This window comes from Comamonas jiangduensis (assembly GCF_030162955.1).
In the GTDB taxonomy this organism is placed as follows: domain Bacteria; phylum Pseudomonadota; class Gammaproteobacteria; order Burkholderiales; family Burkholderiaceae_C; genus Comamonas; species Comamonas jiangduensis.
The window spans coordinates 91,177-110,603 of sequence record NZ_JARXOV010000005.1 but is presented as its reverse complement, the minus strand read 5'-3'; the positions used below and the strand labels follow the sequence as shown (position 1 = coordinate 110,603).

The 19,427-nt window shown below is 61.1% G+C and carries 19 protein-coding genes; 6 read left to right on the top strand and 13 right to left on the bottom strand.

What is annotated here, in order from left to right:
* Positions 1-149: 149 nt before the first annotated feature.
* Positions 150-608, bottom strand: coding sequence for a universal stress protein (locus QEP12_RS05925; RefSeq protein ID WP_174863281.1), 459 nt, complete (start codon positions 606-608; stop codon positions 150-152).
* Positions 609-750: 142 nt separating this feature from the next.
* Positions 751-1,518, bottom strand: coding sequence for a TerC family protein (locus tag QEP12_RS05920; RefSeq protein ID WP_284213662.1), 768 nt, complete (start codon positions 1,516-1,518; stop codon positions 751-753).
* 392 nt (positions 1,519-1,910) lie between these two features.
* On the opposite strand from QEP12_RS05920, the gene QEP12_RS05915 reads away from it, so the two are divergent.
* Positions 1,911-2,333: a DUF3717 domain-containing protein gene (locus tag QEP12_RS05915; RefSeq protein WP_284213714.1), complete on the top strand. Its 423-nt coding sequence runs from the start codon at positions 1,911-1,913 to the stop codon at positions 2,331-2,333.
* A 90-nt stretch (positions 2,334-2,423) separates the two neighbouring features.
* Here the strand turns inward: QEP12_RS05915 and QEP12_RS05910 are convergent, their stop codons facing one another.
* The 5 genes from QEP12_RS05910 to def all read right to left on the bottom strand — a co-directional run bounded on the left by QEP12_RS05910 (position 2,424) and on the right by def (position 5,678).
* On the bottom strand, positions 2,424-2,765 hold the full coding sequence (locus tag QEP12_RS05910) for an AzlD domain-containing protein (RefSeq protein ID WP_284213661.1): 342 nt from the start codon (positions 2,763-2,765) through the stop codon (positions 2,424-2,426).
* Positions 2,762-3,592: an AzlC family ABC transporter permease gene (locus QEP12_RS05905; RefSeq protein WP_284213660.1), complete on the bottom strand. Its 831-nt coding sequence runs from the start codon at positions 3,590-3,592 to the stop codon at positions 2,762-2,764. Before QEP12_RS05905 ends, QEP12_RS05910 begins: the two co-directional genes overlap by 4 nt.
* A 3-nt stretch (positions 3,593-3,595) precedes the next feature.
* Positions 3,596-4,564, bottom strand: coding sequence for a methionyl-tRNA formyltransferase (fmt, locus tag QEP12_RS05900; RefSeq protein ID WP_284213659.1), 969 nt, complete (start codon positions 4,562-4,564; stop codon positions 3,596-3,598).
* 95 nt (positions 4,565-4,659) lie between these two features.
* Positions 4,660-5,169, bottom strand: coding sequence for a hypothetical protein (locus QEP12_RS05895; RefSeq protein WP_284213658.1), 510 nt, complete (start codon positions 5,167-5,169; stop codon positions 4,660-4,662).
* Entirely contained in the window at positions 5,169-5,678 is a 510-nt protein-coding gene (gene def / locus QEP12_RS05890; protein WP_174863307.1) for a peptide deformylase, read from the bottom strand. The genes QEP12_RS05895 and def overlap by 1 nt, the downstream gene beginning before the upstream one ends.
* Positions 5,679-5,838: 160 nt before the next feature.
* On the opposite strand from def, the gene QEP12_RS05885 reads away from it, so the two are divergent.
* Entirely contained in the window at positions 5,839-7,023 is a 1,185-nt protein-coding gene (locus QEP12_RS05885; protein WP_174863308.1) for a LysM peptidoglycan-binding domain-containing protein, read from the top strand.
* A 6-nt stretch (positions 7,024-7,029) separates the two neighbouring features.
* A complete protein-coding gene (gene dprA / locus QEP12_RS05880) occupies positions 7,030-8,190 on the top strand; it encodes a DNA-processing protein DprA (protein WP_284213657.1) in 1,161 nt (386 codons plus the stop codon).
* 61 nt (positions 8,191-8,251) lie between these two features.
* Here dprA and secF read toward each other — a convergent pair whose 3' ends face one another.
* The 5 genes from secF to QEP12_RS05855 all read right to left on the bottom strand — a co-directional run bounded on the left by secF (position 8,252) and on the right by QEP12_RS05855 (position 15,502).
* Positions 8,252-9,205 carry a protein translocase subunit SecF gene (gene secF, locus QEP12_RS05875; RefSeq protein ID WP_219163252.1) on the bottom strand — a complete coding sequence of 318 codons (954 nt, stop codon included), beginning with the start codon at positions 9,203-9,205 and terminating at the stop codon, positions 8,252-8,254.
* 11 nt (positions 9,206-9,216) lie between these two features.
* Positions 9,217-11,097, bottom strand: coding sequence for a protein translocase subunit SecD (secD, locus tag QEP12_RS05870; RefSeq protein ID WP_284213656.1), 1,881 nt, complete (start codon positions 11,095-11,097; stop codon positions 9,217-9,219).
* 86 nt (positions 11,098-11,183) lie between these two features.
* Entirely contained in the window at positions 11,184-11,519 is a 336-nt protein-coding gene (gene yajC, locus QEP12_RS05865; RefSeq protein ID WP_284213655.1) for a preprotein translocase subunit YajC, read from the bottom strand.
* A 267-nt stretch (positions 11,520-11,786) separates the two neighbouring features.
* Positions 11,787-15,347: an indolepyruvate ferredoxin oxidoreductase family protein gene (locus QEP12_RS05860; RefSeq protein WP_284213654.1), complete on the bottom strand. Its 3,561-nt coding sequence runs from the start codon at positions 15,345-15,347 to the stop codon at positions 11,787-11,789.
* Complete coding sequence (locus QEP12_RS05855; RefSeq protein ID WP_174863312.1) at positions 15,347-15,502, bottom strand: hypothetical protein; 156 nt, start codon at positions 15,500-15,502, stop codon at positions 15,347-15,349. The genes QEP12_RS05860 and QEP12_RS05855 overlap by 1 nt, the downstream gene beginning before the upstream one ends.
* A 157-nt stretch (positions 15,503-15,659) precedes the next feature.
* Between QEP12_RS05855 and QEP12_RS05850 the strand changes: the two genes are divergently transcribed.
* Together QEP12_RS05850 and QEP12_RS05845 are read left to right on the top strand one after the other, a co-directional pair.
* Positions 15,660-16,130: an Lrp/AsnC family transcriptional regulator gene (locus QEP12_RS05850; protein WP_219163263.1), complete on the top strand. Its 471-nt coding sequence runs from the start codon at positions 15,660-15,662 to the stop codon at positions 16,128-16,130.
* A gap of 85 nt (positions 16,131-16,215) precedes the next feature.
* Positions 16,216-17,880, top strand: coding sequence for an MFS transporter (locus tag QEP12_RS05845; protein WP_284213653.1), 1,665 nt, complete (start codon positions 16,216-16,218; stop codon positions 17,878-17,880).
* Positions 17,881-18,039: 159 nt separating this feature from the next.
* On the opposite strand, the gene mltA is transcribed toward QEP12_RS05845, so the two are convergent.
* On the bottom strand, positions 18,040-19,248 hold the full coding sequence (gene mltA, locus QEP12_RS05840) for a murein transglycosylase A (RefSeq protein WP_284213652.1): 1,209 nt from the start codon (positions 19,246-19,248) through the stop codon (positions 18,040-18,042).
* Between mltA and QEP12_RS05835 the strand changes: the two genes are divergently transcribed.
* Entirely contained in the window at positions 19,208-19,336 is a 129-nt protein-coding gene (locus tag QEP12_RS05835) for a hypothetical protein (RefSeq protein ID WP_257469142.1), read from the top strand. The genes mltA and QEP12_RS05835 overlap by 41 nt on opposite strands.
* Positions 19,337-19,427: the final 91 nt, after the last annotated feature.

Below are 19,427 nucleotides of genomic sequence, written 5' to 3'. Positions count from 1 at the left end.
GCAGCCAGCATAGCAGGCGGCTGGGGCCTCAACGCCGCTGGATCACACTGCCGCCAGTACCGCCCACGCACCCGGCATAGGTTCATGCAACAAAAAAAGGGAGCTTAAAGCTCCCTTTTATCTAGCAATCAGCGCTCTACCCGTAAGGCTTAGGCGGCTAAAGTTTCACCAATCAGCACCGTCCACAGCGCGCCAATACCGGCCAGGGTACCGGCCAGCTTGTGCAGCGGCGATGGCACTGCAGGCGCCGCTGTGTCTGGGGTCTGCAGTTTGGGGCGACGCATATCCACTACTTGCGATTGCGCACCGTACTGCGCTTGCAAGGTCTGCAGCAGCTCAGGCAGCGGGCCACGCGCAAGCACAGTGGTGACTTGCGCGCCGTGCGCTTGCAGCACAGGCACGCAGTCTTGAAACAAGCGATCGGCCCATTTGTTGCGCCAATTCTCACGCGAGCGATTGCTCACAAACCGACTGACGCGATGGGTGATGCGCGGGGCGCAGCCGACCAACACCCAGTGTGCTTGGCTGGCATGGGGCGCCTGCACGGCGGTTTGCAGCAGCAATTGGGCGTAATCGGCGTCGTCCACGTACACGATGATGGTTTCCACGGCGTCTTTCCTAGATAGTCGAACAGATGGAGCGCAATGCCCACCCCTCAATACCCTGCTGGGACTGGCAGCAAGAACGGTTGGTTCCTGCGCCTATCGCGCAGCAGGGCCAAGCACTGGCACCCAAGGCGCCAATGCCTGCTTAGTGGGCAGTTTCCGTCTTTTTCTGCTTGGCAGCCGCCAGCTTGCCAATCGCCAGCACCAGCAGCGCACCGCCGACGTGGGCCACCCAGTAGATAGGCATCGACGCATTGAAGATGGCCATCTTGGTTTCGGCGTCATACGCCAGCAGCTTGGGCGCCCAAGTCCACTGGTCGGGGTTGACGAACAGGGGGTCGGTGATCAGCATGCCGCCAGCAATCCAGCCCAGCAGCATGCCGCCGGCCACAATGATCAGCGGGAAGCGCTCCATCAGCTTGATCACCAGCTGTGAGCCCCAGACGATGATCGGGATGGAGATCAACAAGCCCAAAATGATCAGCAGCAACTGGTGCTCGCCCGAGCTTTGGGCTGCGCCAGCGATGGCAATCACGTTGTCCACCGACATCACCAAGTCCGCCACGATGATGGTCTTGATGGCCGCAAACAGCTTGTCGCTGCCCTGGATGTTGTCGTGGCTCTCTTCTTCCGGCGCGATCAGCTTCATACCAATCCACACCAGCAGCAGCGCGCCCACGATCTTCAGGAACGGCAATTGCAGCAGCACCATGGCGAACGCGATCAAGATCACGCGCAGCACGATAGCACCGGCGGTGCCGTAGATAATGCCCTTGCGGCGCTGCTCAGGCGGCAGCTTGCGGCAGGCCAGCGCGATCACGACCGCGTTATCGCCACCCAGCAAGATGTCGATGATGATGATTTGCCCCAGTGCAATCCAGAACGGGGCATGGGTCAGGAAATCCAAATCCATATAAAAACCTCAGTAGAAGAGAACACACGCGCAACTGCGCGCTATGCAGCGGTTATTGACCAATGGGCACCGGGGGGAAGTCGTTCAGTGATGCAGGGCAAGCCTGCATACTTTGGGAGCTTCTTTGGGTGACCACCTGTAATCAGTCGCCCAAAGGTCTTGCCCGCAAGATTCATGTTGAACCTCACCTGACAAGCCGGAAACCATGGTTTCGTACTGACGACTTGCCAATCCGCCGGGGTATGGCCGAATCGCGCACCCAGACGGGGAGCTACTCCCCTTTGAAGGATGCGATTTAAACACAAGTCAAAGTCCCGTGGGTACAAATGTGCATGTGGATTTTGCGGATGCCGCCAGCGGCCGACCTGTGCCTGGCGTACGCTGTCGCCGTCATGCCAAGCATTCACATCACGGATTTGGAGGCCGCCATCAACTACTGGCGGGAGCGCAGCCCTGCGGGCGCAGGCGGGGCGTTGGCGCCGGCCACGGCCCACCTGGCCGAGGTGTATGCCCGCATGATTGTGGAGCAGCGCACCCACATCGCCGCGCACGCCGTGCCCGATGCCGCGCTGCAAGCCTGGCTGCGCTGGTACGACACCACGCCCGATACGCCGTGTATTGCGATCTGTTCGACCAGCCAAGGTGACAGCCACTGCAAAGGCTGTGGCCGCACTTTTGCCGAAGTGCAGCAATGGCTGAGCCTGAGCCCGTATGCCAAACGTGCCGTCTGGCGGCGCATTCGCGAAGAAGGCCAGGCCCTGCGTTTTACGCGCTATGCCGAGCGGGCGGCCGAAAAAGATTTCTTAAAAACATAGCAGCTTGCGCTCTTTTTACCAACGTTTCAGCTGTAAAACATACCAAAACTATTGCAGGACAAGCGCAAGCTGCTTCTGTTTTTTACAGACTTACCAGCCCAGTCCAATGTGCAGCGGCAAATACACCAGCATGCCGACCACAATGGTGCCCAAAATGCCGCGCTTGCAAAAGTAATACAGCGTGGCACAGAGTGCGGCGGGCAGGCGCGCATCGGCCAGCGAGGTAATAAGGGCACCGTGGCTCATCAGCACCTCCGGGGCGATCACTGCGGCCAGCGCAGCCAGCGGCGCGTACTTGAGGCCCCGCTTGAACCATTCAGGCATGGGGACTTCGCGCTCGGGAATCATGAAAAACGAGCGGGTAAGCAGCGTCACGATCGCCAGCCCCACGCTGGCCACCCACGGCCAGATACCGGCGAGGTCTGCATTCATGAGGTCTCCTTCTCGTGGGTACGCTCTGGCAAGGGCAGTACCGGGTGCTTTTCACCCTTGCTCGGGTCGGGCGGGCGAATGGCAGGCTGGGGCCGCAAGCGCGCGGCACGTTGCTCGGCCGCTTCCATCAGCAGGCCCACCGTCACCGCAGCCGCAATCGCCACCAAAATATTCATCTTCAGCGGCAGCGCAAACGTGGCAATGGCCGCGCCGCTGGCCACCGCACAAGCCACCCAGGTGGCCTTGTCTTTGAGCATGGCATACAGCACACCCAGCAAGGCCAGCACACCCGCAAAGCCCAGCCCCCATTCCAGCGGAATCACGTTGGCCAGCAAAATGCCGGCAATCGATGCCACTTGCCAAAACACCCAATTGGCCAGGGCCGCGCCCCAGAAATAGGGCAGTTGCTCTGGCTTTTTCTCCGCGGTGGGAAAGCGCTGCATGAACGCGACAAAGATGATGTCGCCACTGAAGTAGCCCAGCGTCATGCGGTGCGCCAGGCGCAAGTGGCCAAAGTAGGTGCGCCACATGCTGCTCAAAATCACAAAGCGCAGGTTCACGCAGGCGGCGGTGAACCACACCACCCACAGCGGCGCGCCCACCATCAGCAGCGGCAAGATGGCCAGTTGTGCGCTGCCGGCATACACCGTGAGCGACATGAAAATGGCCAGCGGCACCGACATGCCCGCCTTGACCATGGCCACACCGGTAACCAGCCCCCAGGCGCCCACGCCCAGCATGGGGGCCAGCAAGGCCCGGATACCTTCTTTGAAGGCAGGTTCTTGCGCAATGCCCAAGGCACGGCGCTGCAAAGCGCGAGCGTTCATGCCTCAGCCCTGCGCAGGGGTTGTCAGCACCGCACCTGCCGGCAACTCAAACCCGCGCAAGAAGTCCCCTGCCGCCAGGCGTTTGCCGCCTGCACGCTGCAGCTGGGTCAAGCGCAGCGCCCCCTCGCCACACGCCACCAGCACGCCCTCGGCATCTGCGGCCAGCACCGTGCCGAGCTGGGCGGTGCCGGTGTACGCCTGGGGCACTGCCGTCCACAGCTTGATGACTTCGTCGCCCAGTTGCGTGGCGCCGCCGGGGAAGGGGTTGAACGCGCGCAGGCGGCGATCCAGCTGCTCGGCGCTCAGCGACCAATCCATCCAGCTCTCGGCTTTTTCAATTTTGTGCGCATAGGTGACGCCTTGCGCAGGCTGGGGCGTGCGCGGCAAGCCTGTGCCCGCGCTCATCTCCAGCGCTTGCACAATCATGCGGCCGCCCAAATCGGCCAGCTTGTCGTGCAGGCTGGCCGTGGTGTCGGCAGCGGTAATGGGCAGGCGCTCCAACAGGCAAATATCGCCGGTGTCCAGGCCCGCATCCATCTGCATGATGGTGACGCCGGTTTCGGCATCACCGGCCTCAATCGCACGGTGAATCGGTGCCGCACCACGCCAGCGTGGCAAGAGCGAGGCATGGATGTTCAGGCAGCCCTTGGGGGGCACATCCAGCACCCACTGCGGCAGGATCAAACCATACGCCGCCACCACCATCACGTCGGCACGCGCATCCTGCAGCGCCTGGCGTGCCGCCGCAGCATCTTCGGGGTATTTGCCATCCAGGCGCAGGCTCAAAGGCTGCTCCACACGAATGCCGTGCTCCAGGGCACATTGCTTGACCGGGGAGGCCTGCAGTTTCATGCCACGGCCCGCAGGGCGGTCTGGCTGAGTCAGCACCAGCGGCACTTCAAAACCTGCTTGCAGCAGACGTTCCAAGGCTACACGCGCAAAGTCGGGCGTGCCCGCAAAAATAACTCTCATGGTTTCCATCCGAGGGAAAGACTGCCATTGGCTGGGCAGTGACAGCTTCGGCCTACGCAGCGCAGTGCGCTGCAGCCAGATGCGCTATCGTCGCATCAACGGCCCCGATCGTCGTCCTGCCGAGGCTCGTCGGTAAACATGATGCGCTGCACCACCCCTTGCGGGTCGATAAAAACGTGGGCTTGCCGATCGATGCCATTTTGCTGGATGCGGTAGGTCCAGATATCGCCTTTGAAGTTGCCCACGCCCTCCACCAGCGCAGGCTTGCCAAAGTAACGATGCACGCTTTCACGGTTGTCCTGCTCCGGGCGCAGGCGCTGGAAATGCGCTTCATCCAGCACTTGTTCGACGGATTGCAAGCGCTGCTGCGCATCGAACACCATGTGATAAACCTGCTGGCCCGCTGGCTGGCGGCTGTACACCCAGCGCTCACCACCCCCTTCGAGCGGCACTTTGACCTGCGGCTGCCCCATGCCTGCAACAATCGCCGCTGCGGGGGTGCCGGGCTTTTGCCACTGCGGCACCATGCAAGCTGTCAAAGCCAGCGTCGCCGCAGCCACGGCGGCCCAGCGCCCCCACACTGCAAGCACTGGGCGGCGCAACATCAGCGTGCGGCCTCTTTTTGCATCTTGATCATCTTGGTCTTGATGCGGTTGCGCTTGAGGGGCGAGAGGTATTCCACAAACACTTTGCCCAGCAGGTGATCCATCTCGTGCTGAATGCAAATCGCCAGCAAGCCTTCTGCCTCAATTTCACGGCTGTTGCCGTTTTCATCCAGGGCCCTGACCTTGACGGACGTCGAGCGCTCCACACCGTCATAGATGCCTGGCACCGACAAGCAGCCCTCTTCACCCACCTGCTTTTCCTCGCTGGCCCAGAGGATTTCTGGGTTGATCAACACCAGCTTTTGATCGCGGTCTTGCGACACATCAATGACGATCAGGCGTTCATGGAAGTCCACTTGCGTGGCAGCCAGTCCGATGCCCTGGGCGTCGTACATGGTCTCGAACATATCCTCAATCTGCTGGCGAATGCGGTCATCCACCTGTTCCACAGGCTTGGCCACCTTGTGCAGGCGAGGGTCGGGAAAGCAAAGAATAGGAAGTAAGGCCATGGCAAATTTTTGGAAATATGTCGCTATTTTCGCCACTTTCACCCATTGGCGCAGCCTAAGTTAGCGATACGCATTGCCCAATCAAGGCCTTGGAATCAGAATCCACAGAGTTTTATCGACACAAGACAGCGCACCGAGCCTGTATCAGAGAGGGAAAAACATGAAGGGAAACGCCACCACTTGTGCCTGGGCTATAGGCGCTTTGCTGTGCGGATTTGTCAGCACCGCACACGCCCAAAACTATCCCATCACCGCTGGGCAGCGGGCGACAGCCCAGCAAGTCGCGCAACAAGGGGTGCCGCTGTCTGCGCTGAGCGCAGCCGCGCCTGACAGCTACACGGTGCAGCGCGGTGATACCTTGTGGCGCATTTCGGGGCTGTTCCTGCGCCAACCCTGGCGCTGGCCGGAGTTGTGGGGCATGAATCTTCAAGCGATTGCCAATCCGCACCTGATTTACCCCGGCCAAGTGCTGTACCTGGAAAAGAGCGGTGGCTTTGCGCGACTGCGCACGGCCCGCCACGGCGGTACGCCCACGGTCAAACTATCCCCACAGGTGCGCAGCGAAAGCCTGTCTGACCAGGCTTTGCCGACCTTGCAAATGCACATCATTGAGGCTTTCCTGAGCGAACCTTTGGTGGTGGATAACGACACACTGGCCAACGCTCCGCGCATTATTGCGGGCGATGATGACCGCATGCTGCGCGCACCCGGTGACCGTGCCTATGTGCGTGCACCCGCTGCGGCACCGCTGCTGCGCCAGGCAGACGCATCGCGTGACTACCGCGTGTTCCGCCAGGCGGTGGCACTGCACGACCCCATCACCCGCGAAGTGCTGGGCTACGAAGCCCAATACCTGGGCCAAGCAGCGCTGGAGCGCGGTGAGACGCCGGTGGCACCTAGCGCCGACAACCCCAATCCCACCTATTTACCCGCCACCATCACAATCACCAAGGCCAAAGAGGAGCTGCAACCCGGCGACCGACTGGTGCCAGAGCCCCCGCGGCAATATGTCAACTTTGTGCCCCATGCGCCGCAAACGGACGTCACGGCCTATGTGGTGTCGATATACGGCAGCACCGCCGTTCGCTACGGCACCCAGCACCAAATCGTGTCTATCAACCGAGGCAGCAAAGATGGCATGGCACCCGGCATGGTGTTGTCTTTGATGACCCAAGGCCAGACGATCAAGGATAAAACAGACCCACAGCGCCCCACCGTGAAGTTGCCGGACGAAGAGAACGGGCTGGCCATGGTGTTCCGCAGCTTTGATCGCGTTTCCTATGTGCTGATCATGGACATTCAGCGGGGCGTCCAGGTCGGCGATCGGTTGAGCAACCCGCGCTAAGCCACCATGCGTGCGGCTATTGCGCCTTGGGAACGCGCAGAACTGCAGGCATGGTTGCGCCTGTCCCTCACGCCCAGCATAGGGAATGCGGCTGCACGACGCCTGCTGGCGCACTTTGGTTCGGCTCCCGCGATCTTTGAAGCCTGCGCCACCGAACTACAGGCCTGTGTCAGCGTGGCCCAAGCCGCACAACTGCGCCATCCCCCCGAAGGCTTTGAACAGGCCTTCGAGACCACGTGGCAGTGGCTGCACGCCGGCACACAAGAGGTTGCCCATGCACTGATCACACTGGGTGATCCACGCTATCCCGAGGGCTTGCTGCATACCGCAGATCCACCCCTCATGCTGTATGTGCTGGGGGCGACACGCTGGCTGAACCAAGCCGGTGCGTTGCTCGGCTGGCAACGCAGTCTGGCCATCGTGGGCTCGCGCAATCCCACACCGCAAGGCGCGGACAACGCCTTTGAATTCGCCCGGCACCTCGCCTGCCAAGGCTGGAGCGTGGTATCTGGCATGGCGCTGGGCATTGATGCTGCGGCCCATGAAGGTGCTTTGGCGGCAGCCAGTTCGGTATTGCCCACCGTTGCGGTCATCGGCACGGGTGTGGATCGCGTCTACCCGCGCGCGCACAAGCAGCTGGCGCACCGACTGGCCCAGCAAGGCTTGGTGATCAGTGAATTCCCCCTGGGCACCCCGCCGATTGCCAGCAATTTCCCCAAACGCAACCGCATCATTTCAGGCCTCACGCGTGGCACGCTGGTGGTCGAGGCGGCATTGGCCTCAGGATCGCTGATTACGGCGCGCACCGCTTCAGAGCAAGGGCGCGAAGTCTTTGCCATTCCTGGCTCCATCCACAGCCCCCAGGCGCGCGGCTGCCATGCGCTCATTCGGCAAGGCGCCAAGCTGGTGGAGTCTGCCCAAGACATCTTGGAAGAGTTCAGTGACTACACGCCGGATGCACAGAGTGCGGGCGGTGAATCGGCAGCCGGGCTAGCAGAACACCCGCTGCTGCAAGCCATGGGCTATGACCCGGTGCACGTAGAAATTTTGAGCGACCGCACTGGCTGGAGTGCTGCCGAGGTGCAAGCCCAACTGCTGGAATTGGAGCTGGAAGGCCATGTAGGGCGTCTGCCCGGAGGGCTGTACCAGCGCACCGGGCAAGCCTGATATTTTCAGGCAACCATGAAAAAGGCACCACAAGGTGCCTTTTTTTGATAGCAGCGAGGGCTTACACCACAGCGCCTGAGTTCGGATCGTTCGGGTCATGCTCCGTTTTGTTCGGAGCCTTGACCAAATCCTCGCGCTTGACGCCCAGCCACATCACAATGGCCGCGCCCACGAAGATGGACGAATAAATACCAAACACGATGCCAATGGTCAGCGCCAGCGAGAAGTAATGCAAGCTAGGGCCGCCAAAGAAGAACATGGCCAGCACCATCGCCTCCGTCGATGCATGGGTAATGATCGTGCGGCTCATCGTGGAAGTGATGGCGTGGTTGATGACGGTTTTGGTATCCATCTTGCGCTGCTTGCGGAAGGTTTCGCGGATACGGTCAAACACCACCACCGATTCGTTCACCGAATAGCCCAGCACCGCCAGCACCCCTGCCAGCACGGGCAGCGAGAACTCCCACTGAAAGAATGCGAAGAAACCCAGAATGATGACCACGTCGTGGAAGTTGGCAAAAGCAGCGGCCACGCCGAACTTCCACTCGAAGCGGAATGCCAAGTAGATGATGATGCCGGCCATCACCACGGCCAGTGCCAGCAAGCCATTGGTCACCAGCTCTTCACCCACAGAAGGGCCCACAAATTCCGTGCGGCGCAGCGTCACCTCAGGGTCTTGGGCCTTCAGGGCGGCCAGCACTTGCTCGCTTTGCTGTGCCGAGGTCACGCCTTGCTGCACGGGCATGCGAATCATCACATCGCGGGCGGTGCCAAAGTTTTGCACCGTCACATCGCTGTAGCCTTTGTCCTGGATGGTTTTACGTACCTTCTCCAAGTCGGCAGGCTGGCTATAGGCCACCTCCATGACCGTGCCACCTGTGAACTCTACCGACAGGTGCAAGCCCTTGGTGACAAGGAAGAACACGGCCAGCACAAAAGTGATGATGGAAATCGCGTTGAGAATCAACGCGTATTTCATGAACGGAATATCTTTACGGATGCGGAAGAGTTCCATGTCTTCCTCCTTTACTTCGCTTCTTCAACGGCAGTGCCGTCGGGGCGCCAAATGGTGCCAATTGCCACGCTCTTGAGCTTCTTTTGGCGGCCGTACCACAGGTTCACCAGACCGCGCGAGAAGAACACGGCCGAGAACATGCTGGTGGCGATGCCGATGCAGTGCACCACGGCAAAGCCGCGCACCGCACCCGAACCAAAAGCCAGCAGCGCCAAGCCAACGATCAGGGTGGTCAGGTTCGAGTCCAGAATCGTTGCCCATGCACGGTCATAGCCGGCGTGGATGGCTGCTTGGGGCGACAGGCCGGCACGCAGCTCTTCACGGATACGCTCATTGATCAGCACGTTGGAGTCAATCGCCACACCAATCGCCAAGGCCATCGCCGCGATACCCGGCAAGGTCAGCGTGGCTTGCAACATCGACAAGACAGCCATCAGCAGCAGCACATTCACCCCCAGCGCGATCGACGAGAACACGCCGAACAGGTGGTAGTAAATGCACATAAAGATGACGATGACGATGAAGCCCCACAGCACGGAGTCAATACCACGCTCAATGTTGTCGGCACCCAGGCTGGGGCCAATCGTGTATTCCTCGATGATTTCCATCGGGGCTGCCAGCGAGCCAGCGCGCAGCAGCAGCGAGGTGTCATTGGCTTCCACCGTGGTCATGCGACCGGAAATTTGCACGCGGCCGCCACCGATTTCGGAACGGATCACAGGCGCAGTGACCACCTCACCCTTGCCCTTTTCGAACAAGATGATGGCCATGCGCTTGTTGATGTTCTCACGCGTGATGTCCTTGAAGATGCGGGCGCCCTTGGCATCCAGCACCAGGTTCACGGTGGGCTCCTGCGTCTGGCTGTCAAAGCCGGGCTGGGCATCGGTCAGGTTTTCACCGGTCAAGATCACTTGTTTTTTGACGATGACGGCGTTGCCATTGCGATCCAGATAACGCTCAGAACCGAAAGGCACGTTGGCTGTTCCCATCTCGGCCGCGCGACCTTCGGAGCTTTCGTCCACCAGACGCAGCTCCAGCGTGGCGGTACGGCCCAGAATGTCCTTGGCCTTGGCGGTATCTTGAACGCCAGGCAACTGCACCACAATGCGATCCAGCCCTTGCTGCTGAATCACAGGTTCTGCTACGCCCAGCTCATTGATACGGTTGTGCAGCGTGGTGATGTTTTGCTTGAGGGCCTGCTCTTGCACCTTGCGCAGCGCTTCGGGCTTGATCGACGCGCGCAAGCGGCCATCGGCACCCGTGCCCGCTTCGGTCACTTGCAAGTCAGGGAACTGGTCGGCAATCAGGTTGCGCGCCGCAGCCATCGCAGCTTCGTCGCGCAGACGAATCTCAATGGCCTGGCTATCGCGGTTGATACCGCCGTGGCGAATGTTTTTGTCACGCATCATGGTGCGCAAATCACCCGCCAGCGAATCTGCGCGTTTGGTCAGCGCAGCCTCCATATCCACCTGCAGCATGAAGTGCACGCCGCCGCGCAAGTCCAGGCCCAGGTACATGGGGTGAGCGCCCAGCGCCGACAGCCACTGGGGCGAGCGCGACACCAAATTCAGCGCCACGATGTAGGTGGGATCGGATGCGTCGGTGATCAGCGCATGCTCAATCACGTCTTTGGCTTTGAGCTGCTCGTCGGGCGTGTTAAAGCGCGCGCGCACCGAGTTGCCTTCCAGGCTCAGAATGTCCGGCGTCAGCGAAGCGGCTTGCAGCGCACTTTCGACGCGGGCCAATGTGCCCTCATCCACCTTGACAGAAGATTTGGCCGAGGACACTTGCACCGCAGGTGCCTCACCAAAGAAATTAGGCAGGGTGTAAATCACCCCAATAAGTAGCGCGACCACAAGGATCGCGTACTTCCAGACCGGGTATCGGTTCATGATCGCGCTCTATCTCTCACGCTAGAAACAGGGCGCGGTATGCCTTGAAAGCCCACCGGCCCGCTCAACCAGAAGAAAGTCTGGTCTTACTTAACGGTGCCCTTGGGCAGCACTTGGACAACGGCAGAGCGCTGGATTTGCACTTTCACGCCGGCAGCGATTTCGATGAACAGGAACTGCTCGTCCAGATCCACCACACGACCCAAAATACCGCCGGCGGTGGCTACGTCGTCACCCTTGGTCAGTGCTTCCACCATGGCGCGGTGCTCTTTTTGACGCTTCATCTGGGGACGAATCATCACAAAGTACAGCACCACGAACATCAGCACCAGAGGCAGCATGCCGGTGAGGGAGGACATCATGCCGCCTTCAGCAGCAGCGGCTGCGGGCGCGGTTTGGGCAAAGGCAGAAGAAATAAACACGGACGAACTCCAAACTGGAATGGGTCAAAAAAGGAACAGGCCACACGGCCTGCAAGCGCTACAGCATAGCTGAGCGCAAGTCAACGAAGCATTGTATGCGTGTGCTTTGTGATGTGCCGCAGCTAAACCTGAGTACCTGCCAGTGTTTGCCACGCCCTGTTTTTTAAAAGAAATACGCTGCTAGCGCTTATGCAGCAAGCGCCAACAGCTATCTTTATTGATTTTTGCAGGGTTCAAAAATCTCTACGCCCATCGCATCGCATGGGGTTACGCCCGGTGCTGCGCGCCCGCAGGGGTGGTTTGCCACTGCTGCATCAGCCCCTGCCATTTGGCGCGGGCCGCTTGCAAATGCCGCTCTTTGACATGGCCGTAACCGCGAATTTCTTCGGGAATGCGGGCAATTTGCACCGCCAGATCCAGCTTGTCCGCAGTCAGCTGGGGCAGCAGGCCTTCGATGCAGGTGCGGTACTCGGCAATCAGGGCGCGCTCGGTCTGGCGCTCGGGGTTGCGCCCAAACACATCCAGCATGCTGCCACGCAGCCCTTTCAGGCCAGCCAGCAGCTTGAACAGACTGCGCACCCGGGGTGCATAGGCTTTTTTCACCAGATGCCCTTGGGCGTCCTTGCGGGCTGTCAGCGGTGGCGCCAGGTGGTGCACCAGCTTGTAGTCGCCTTCAAACATGTCGGCAATCTTTTGGGTGAAAGCGGGATCCAGGTGCAGACGCGCTACTTCATACTCGTCCTTGTACGCCATCAGCTTGAACAGATAACGCGCGACCGCCTCGGTCAGCTTGGTGGTGCGGCCCAACTGTCCCTCGGCAGCCTGTACTTTTTCCACAAAAGCCCGGTACTGCGCTGCATAAGCCGCATTTTGGTAGCCAGTCAGAAACGCTTCGCGCTGCGCGATCAATTCCGCCACCCCTGGCTTTTTCACAAATTGGATCACTTGCGCCGTGCGGTAGATGGCTTGCACTTGCGCCCAGTCGTGCGCGCAGCGACGGCCCCATTCAAACGCGGCCTGGTTGTTGGCCACCTGCACGCCGTTGAGCTCCATAGCGCGCAGCAAGGTGGCGCGCGACAAAGGAATGCGTCCTTTTTGCCAGGCATAGCCCAGCATCAGCGGGTTGGTGTAGATGCTGTCGCCCAGCAGTTGCACGGCCACCTCATCGGCATCAAACACGCCCACATGCTCAGGGCCGCCCACCGCTTGTGCCAGCGCTGTGCTGCACTGCGCAGCAGGTGACTGCCAGTCGGGGTTGTGCACCAGCGCCGCAGTGGGGGTGCTGTGGCTGTTGAGAGCCACAAAAGTGCGCCCCGCCTGCATCACGGCCAAGGTGGCTTTGTTGGCTGCCACAATGGCATCGCAGCCCAGCACCAGATCGGCTTTGCCGATATCTACTTTGGTGGTGTGGATGGCGCTGGGCGTATTGGCAATTTGGATATGGCTCCATGTGGCGCCACCTTTTTGCGCCAAACCGGCGGCATCTTGCGTGATCACGGCTTTGCCTTCCAGGTGCGCGGCCATGCCCAGCAAAGAACCAATGGTGATGACCCCGGTGCCGCCCACGCCCGCCACCACAATGCCCCAGGCTTGGGATGCATCGGGCAACACGGGCTCTGGCAGCGCTGGCAACTGGGAGACATCGCCCTTTTTCTCCCGCTTCGGTTTTTTCAGTTGCCCACCTTCGACGGTGACAAAGCTGGGGCAAAAGCCTTTGACGCAGGAAAAATCCTTGTTACAGCTGCTCTGGTTGATACGGCGTTTGCGGCCAAACTCGGTTTCCACCGGCTCCACCGAGAGGCAGTTGGACTGCACCGAGCAATCGCCGCACCCCTCGCACACCAACTCATTGATGACCACGGTTTTGGCCGGTGTCTGCAGCGTGCCGCGCTTGCGGCGGCGGCGTTTTTCTGTCGCGCAGGTTTGGTCGTAAATGATAACTGTGCAGCCGCTGATCTCGCGGAACTCACGCTGAATGCCGTCCAGCTCATCGCGGTGGTGCACCGTTACCCCAGGAGACAGTGTCACGCCTTGGTATTTCTCGGGCTCATCCGTGACGATGACCAGATTTTTCACACCTTCGGCCAGCAAACTCTGCATGATTTGCAGCACGCTGTGGCCTTCGGGGCGCTCGCCCACACGCTGCCCGCCGGTCATGGCCACGGCATCGTTGTACAGCAGCTTGTAGGTGATGTTGACGCCCGCCGCAATGCTCTGGCGGATGGCCAGCAAGCCGCTGTGAAAGTAGGTGCCATCGCCCAAATTGGCAAATACATGCTTGTCTTTGGTGAACGGTGCCTGCCCCACCCAGGTCACACCTTCCCCACCCATCTGCGTGAAGGTGCTGGTGGAGCGATCCATCCACACCGTCATGTAGTGGCAGCCAATGCCCGCCACTGCACGGCTGCCTTCGGGCACACGGGTGCTGGTGTTGTGCGGGCAGCCGCTGCAAAACCAGGGGGTGCGTTCTGCGCCGGGCGCACCGGCTTGGGCTTGTTGTTGCTCACAGGCATCCAGCAAGGCCAGATGCTGGTGGATGCGCGCCTGCACATCCTCGGGCACACCCAGCTTGGTCAGGCGCTTGGCAATGGCGCGGGCAATCAGCGCCGGCGTCAGATCGGCGTTGGCGCGCAGCAGCCAGTCGCTGCCTGCATGGAAGGGGCGGCCCCACTCATCGCTGGTACTGTCCTCAAACTTGCCCACCACCGTGGGGCGCACATCGTCACGCCAGTTGTACAGCTCTTCCTTGACCTGGTATTCAATGATCTGGCGCTTTTCCTCCACCACCAAAATCTCTTGCAACCCGCGCGCAAATTCGCGCGTGATGGTGGCTTCAAGCGGCCACACCACATTCACCTTGTGTACACGGATGCCAATACGCTGGCAGGTGGCGTCATCCAGCCCCAGATCCACCAAGGCCTGGCGCATGTCGTTGTAGGCCTTGCCGCTGGCCATGATGCCAAAGCGGTCCTGCGGGCCTTGCACCACGTTGTAGTTCAGCTTGTTGGCACGCACATACGCCAGGGCGGCATACCACTTGTGGTGCATCAAACGGGCTTCTTGCTCCAGCGGTGCATCGGGCCAGCGAATGTGCAGCCCACCGGGCGGCATGGCAAAGTCTTCGGGCAACACGATGCGGACGCGGTCGGGGTTCACCCAGACGCTGCTGGAAGATTCCACCACCTCCTGAATCGTTTTCACGCCGGACCACAGCCCGCTAAAGCGGCTCATGGCAAAGGCGTGCAGGCCCATGTCCAGAATTTCTTGCACGCTGGACGGAAAAAACACCGGCGTGCCGCACGCTTTAAAGATGTGGTCGCTTTGGTGGGCCGCCGTCGAGGATTTGCTGATGTGGTCATCACCCGCCAGCGCAATCACCCCGCCATGCTGCGCGGTGCCCGCCATATTGGCGTGCTTGAACACGTCCGAGCAGCGGTCGACCCCCGGCCCCTTGCCATACCAGATGCCAAACACACCATCGAACTGCTTGGCCTCGGGGTACAAATCCAGCTGCTGCGTGCCCCACAGCGCCGTGGCCGCCAGCTCTTCATTCACACCGGGCTGAAACACGATGTGCTGTGCTTCCAGATGTTTTTTGGCGGCCCACAGCGACTGGTCATAGCTGCCCAGGGGCGAGCCACGGTAGCCGCTGATAAAGCCTGCCGTGTTCAGTCCTTGCTGGGCATCACGCAGGCGCTGCAGCATGGGCAGGCGCACCAACGCCTGCACACCGCTCATGAAGGCGCGGCCGCGCTCCAGGGTGTATTTGTCATCCAGCGTGACGTTTTCCAGCGCTTTGCGCACGGCATCGTTGAGCGGAGCATTCATCACACACCTCCTTGCGCGAAGGGCTGGATGCCCCTCCCACCCTGTGCTGCTGCGCAGCCCAGCGTGTATTTGTGAACCAAGCCGCATTGCGGCTTGTCATCCAGCGTGACGTTTTCCAGCGCTTGGCGCACGGCATCGTTCAGTGGGGCGTTCATCGTTGTCTCCTTGTCTATGCACCATGCGTGTGGCTGGTGGCTTTGTATGTGGGCGATGACCTGAATCAAGTGTAGAAGTGGGCGTCAGATAGGTGATTGCTTTTTTTGCCCGTCCAGACCACGATTGAGCAAGATCCTTTCTTAAACAAGGGAAAACGTGAATACTTTGGACAAGTTTGACCTCGCCATCCTCGCCCTCTTGCAAGCCGATGGGCGCCTGACCAATGCCGAGCTGGCCCAGCGGGTGGGACTGTCTGCGGCCCCGTGCTGGCGCCGCGTGCGTACGCTGGAAAAAGAGGGCTATATCCGCGGCTACCACGCCGAAATTGACCGCCAAAAAATCGGGCTGGGGGTGCTGGCCTTTGTGCGCATTGATGCCGAAATCAGCACGGGGGCCCGCACCCGTGCCATGGAAGAGGCCATCCGCGCCATTCCGGAGGTGATTTCTTGCCACTACATCAGCGGCAAAGGCATGTTTGAGCTGCAGGTGGTGGCCAAAGACCTGGAAAGCTTTTCGCAGTTCACGCGCAGCGTGCTGCTGAATTTGCCCAATGTGAAAGACATGCACACCAGTTTTTCGCTGGGCGAGGTGAAATCCAGCATGCCGCCCGTGCCCAAAGCGCCCTGAGCGTCGGCAGAGACGCCCACGATGGCAGCATCGCCACCCGGCGATGGCCTGCAAAAAAATGGTACAGCCCTGACAATCCGCGGTGATGTCCGATCCCCACGCCCCCATTTCCCCCTCGCCCTCCGGGCGCCTGCTTGAAGAGCCGGGTGTCACACCGGCAGCACAGCCCACCAAAACGGCCTCCACCTGGGCGCCCTTGCGCACCCCCACCTTCCGGCTGCTGTGGAGCGTGACGCTGGTCGCCAATATCTGTGTCTGGATGAACGATGTGGCCGCCGCGTGGATGATGACCTCGCTCACCACCTCCCCGGTGCTGGTGGCGCTGGTGCAGACCGCTTCCACCCTGCCCGTGTTTTTGCTGGGTCTGCCCAGCGGAGCATTGGCAGACATTCTGGATCGCCGCCGCTACTTCATCTTCACGCAGTTTTGGGTGGCGGTGGTGGCGTTGCTGCTGTGCGCCGCCTTGGCCTTGGATGTGATGAGCGCGCCGCTGCTGCTGGCGCTGACGTTTGCCAACGGCATTGGCATGGCCATGCGCTGGCCCGTGTTCTCGGCCTTGATGCCGGAGGTGGTCAGCAAGCCGTTGTTGCCCTCTGCGATGGCGCTGAGCGGCGTGGCCATGAACGCCTCCCGCATCGTGGGCCCGCTGGTGGCGGGCGCCATCATTGCCAGTGCAGGCACGCTGTGGGTGTTTGTGCTGAACGCACTGTTGTCCGTGGTGGCTGGCCTGATCTTGCTGCGCTGGCAGCGCACGCCGCCCACCACCAGCCCCCTGGGGCGCGAGCGCCTGCCCAGCGCCATGCGCGTGGGGCTGCAGTTCATCAAAGAGTCCCCGCGCATGCGCGCCGTGATTGCGCGCACGGTGGCGTTTTTCTTCATGTCCACCGCCATTCTGGCCTTGCTGCCGCTGACCGCCAAACGCTTTGACGGCATTGGTTTCATCAGCGGAGCGGGTGTGTTCACGGTGCTGCTGGCTTCGATGGGCACAGGCGCCATCATTGGTGCGGCTTTCTTGCCGCGCATCCGCCAGGCCTTGGCCGGCGAAGCTTTGGTGCTGACAGGCTCGTGCCTGCAAGCGTCAGCCACCGTGGGGGTGGCGCTTGCGCCCAATTTGCCTCTGGCCATTTTCTGCATGATGGTGGCGGGCTTGTCGCTGCTATCCACGGCCAACGCGCTGGCCGTCAAAGCCCAGATGGCCTTGCCCAACTGGGTGCGCGCACGCGGCATGGCGGCCTACCAAATGTCCATCATGGGTGGCACCGCCTTGGGTGCGGCCCTGTGGGGCAAGGTGGCGTCGCTCACCTCGGTGCCCACCAGCCTGATGGCCGCTGCGGCCACTGGCGTGCTGTGCATGCTGACCGTGCAGCGCGTGTTCACCGACCGCCAGGTGCTGGAAGACCTCAGCCCCTCCCAAGCCTGGACACCGCCGCGCCACAGCCAGCCCGAAGAAGGGCGGGTGGTGGTGCACATTGAATTCATCATCAACCCGGCCAAGGCCAAGCGCTTTCGTACCCTGATGCAAGCCAGCCGCAGCAGCCGCCTGCGCCAAGGTGCTTTGCAGTGGCGGCTGCTGCACAGCATGGAGCGGCCCGAGCGCTACGTCGAAGAAATTGTGGATACCTCGTGGGTGGAGCACCTGCGCCGCTTTGACCGCGTGACCGCCGCCGACGTGGCGCTGCGCGAGCGCAAGCTGTCCTTCCACGTGCTGGACGCGCCCCCGCGCGTGACGCGTTACTTTGAGAGTGGTTGAGCGCGGGTTGCCTTGCTGTCCTGCCGCAAAAAAGGCTGCCTGAGGCAGCCTTTTTTGTGAGGCAACTCACTAAAAAGAGAGCTGCTAGCGCTTATCCATGAATGTTTTCAGCATAAAAAGCATCTGAAACCATGGATTAATAAGCGCCAGCCGCTCTTTTTATTGCGGCACCGGCAACCCCTTGGGCCACAGCGCCCACAGGCGCAGCGGCTGCTTGATGCGGCCCGCCAAGTCGCCTGCCTCTTTGCCCCAGCCCATGAAATAGTCGGCACGCACGGCGCCCACAATCGCGCTGCCCGTGTCTTGCGCCACCACCAGGCGCTTGTACTCCACCTCCATGCCCTTGGAGTACATCCACACCGGCGTGCCATAGGGAATGCTGCCGCGGTCCACCGCAATCGAGCGGCCCGGCGTCAGCGGCACACCTTGCGCGCCCTTGGGGCCGAACTGCACGTCAATACCCTCCAGCGGCTCTTCCTTGAAGAACACATAGCGCGGGTTGCTCCACAGCATCTCCTGCACACGCTGTGGATTGGCGGCAATCCACGCGCTGATGCCGGGCCAGCTGGCGTCCGTAATCAGGTTGCGGTCCAGCAGCCAGCGGCCCACGCTCTTGTAGGGCTGGTCGTTGGTGCCCGCATAGGCCAGGCGAATCAGGCGCACGCTGCCATCGGCCTCGGTAATGCGCAGGCGGCCCGAGCCCTGGATGTGCAGCACCAAGGCTTCAATCGGATCACTCAGCCACGCAATTTCACGCCCAGCCAGGGCGGCCTGTGCCTCGGGCAAGGTATCAATCTGCTGGCGCGTGTACCACGGCTTTTTCACCCCGAAACCCGCCGGCAGCTTGTACAGCGGAATGTTGAACGCATCGGTGCGCACGCGCGAGCCCACCATTTCGGGCTCGTAGTACGAAGTGAGCATGCCCTGCGACTTGCCATCCAGCGACTCAATGCGATACGGCTGTAAATGCTGTTGCAGCCAGTAACTGCGCTCGGCCTCGCTGGCAATGCTCAGGCGGCGCACATCGTTGCACAGCGCCGCCAAAGCGGCAGGCGGGCGCTCGCAGCTGCGCAGCCACGCATTCCACGCTTCGTGCAAGGCATCGGCCTGAAAACCCGGCAACTCCGCCCAACGCACGGGCAACCAGCGGCTTTTGGGACGGTAGCTGGCAGGGCCCAACGGGGCGGTGTCCACCACTTCCCCGGTGGGAAAGCGCGTTTCAGGGCCTTCGTGCGAGGCGGAAGGCGGGGTGCGAGGGCCAGTCGAACACGCGGCGAGGGTGCCTACAATCAGCGCCATCGACACACGGAGCAGGAGAGATGCGGTCATGGGGCTGATTTTGCTTGAAGCTTTGCTGGCTTTGCTCATTCTGGTGGGGATTGTTTGGTGGACCATGTTCCACGGCCGCTCCAAAGGGGAACTTGATGCTTGCGACGACGTCCAAGACAAGGACTAATTCATCAGCGGCCGCCGTCCTACGGCAGCCGTCATGCGCGACTGATACGGCCCGGGCTTCAGCTTTCCACAATGGAAGACCTGACTCGCTA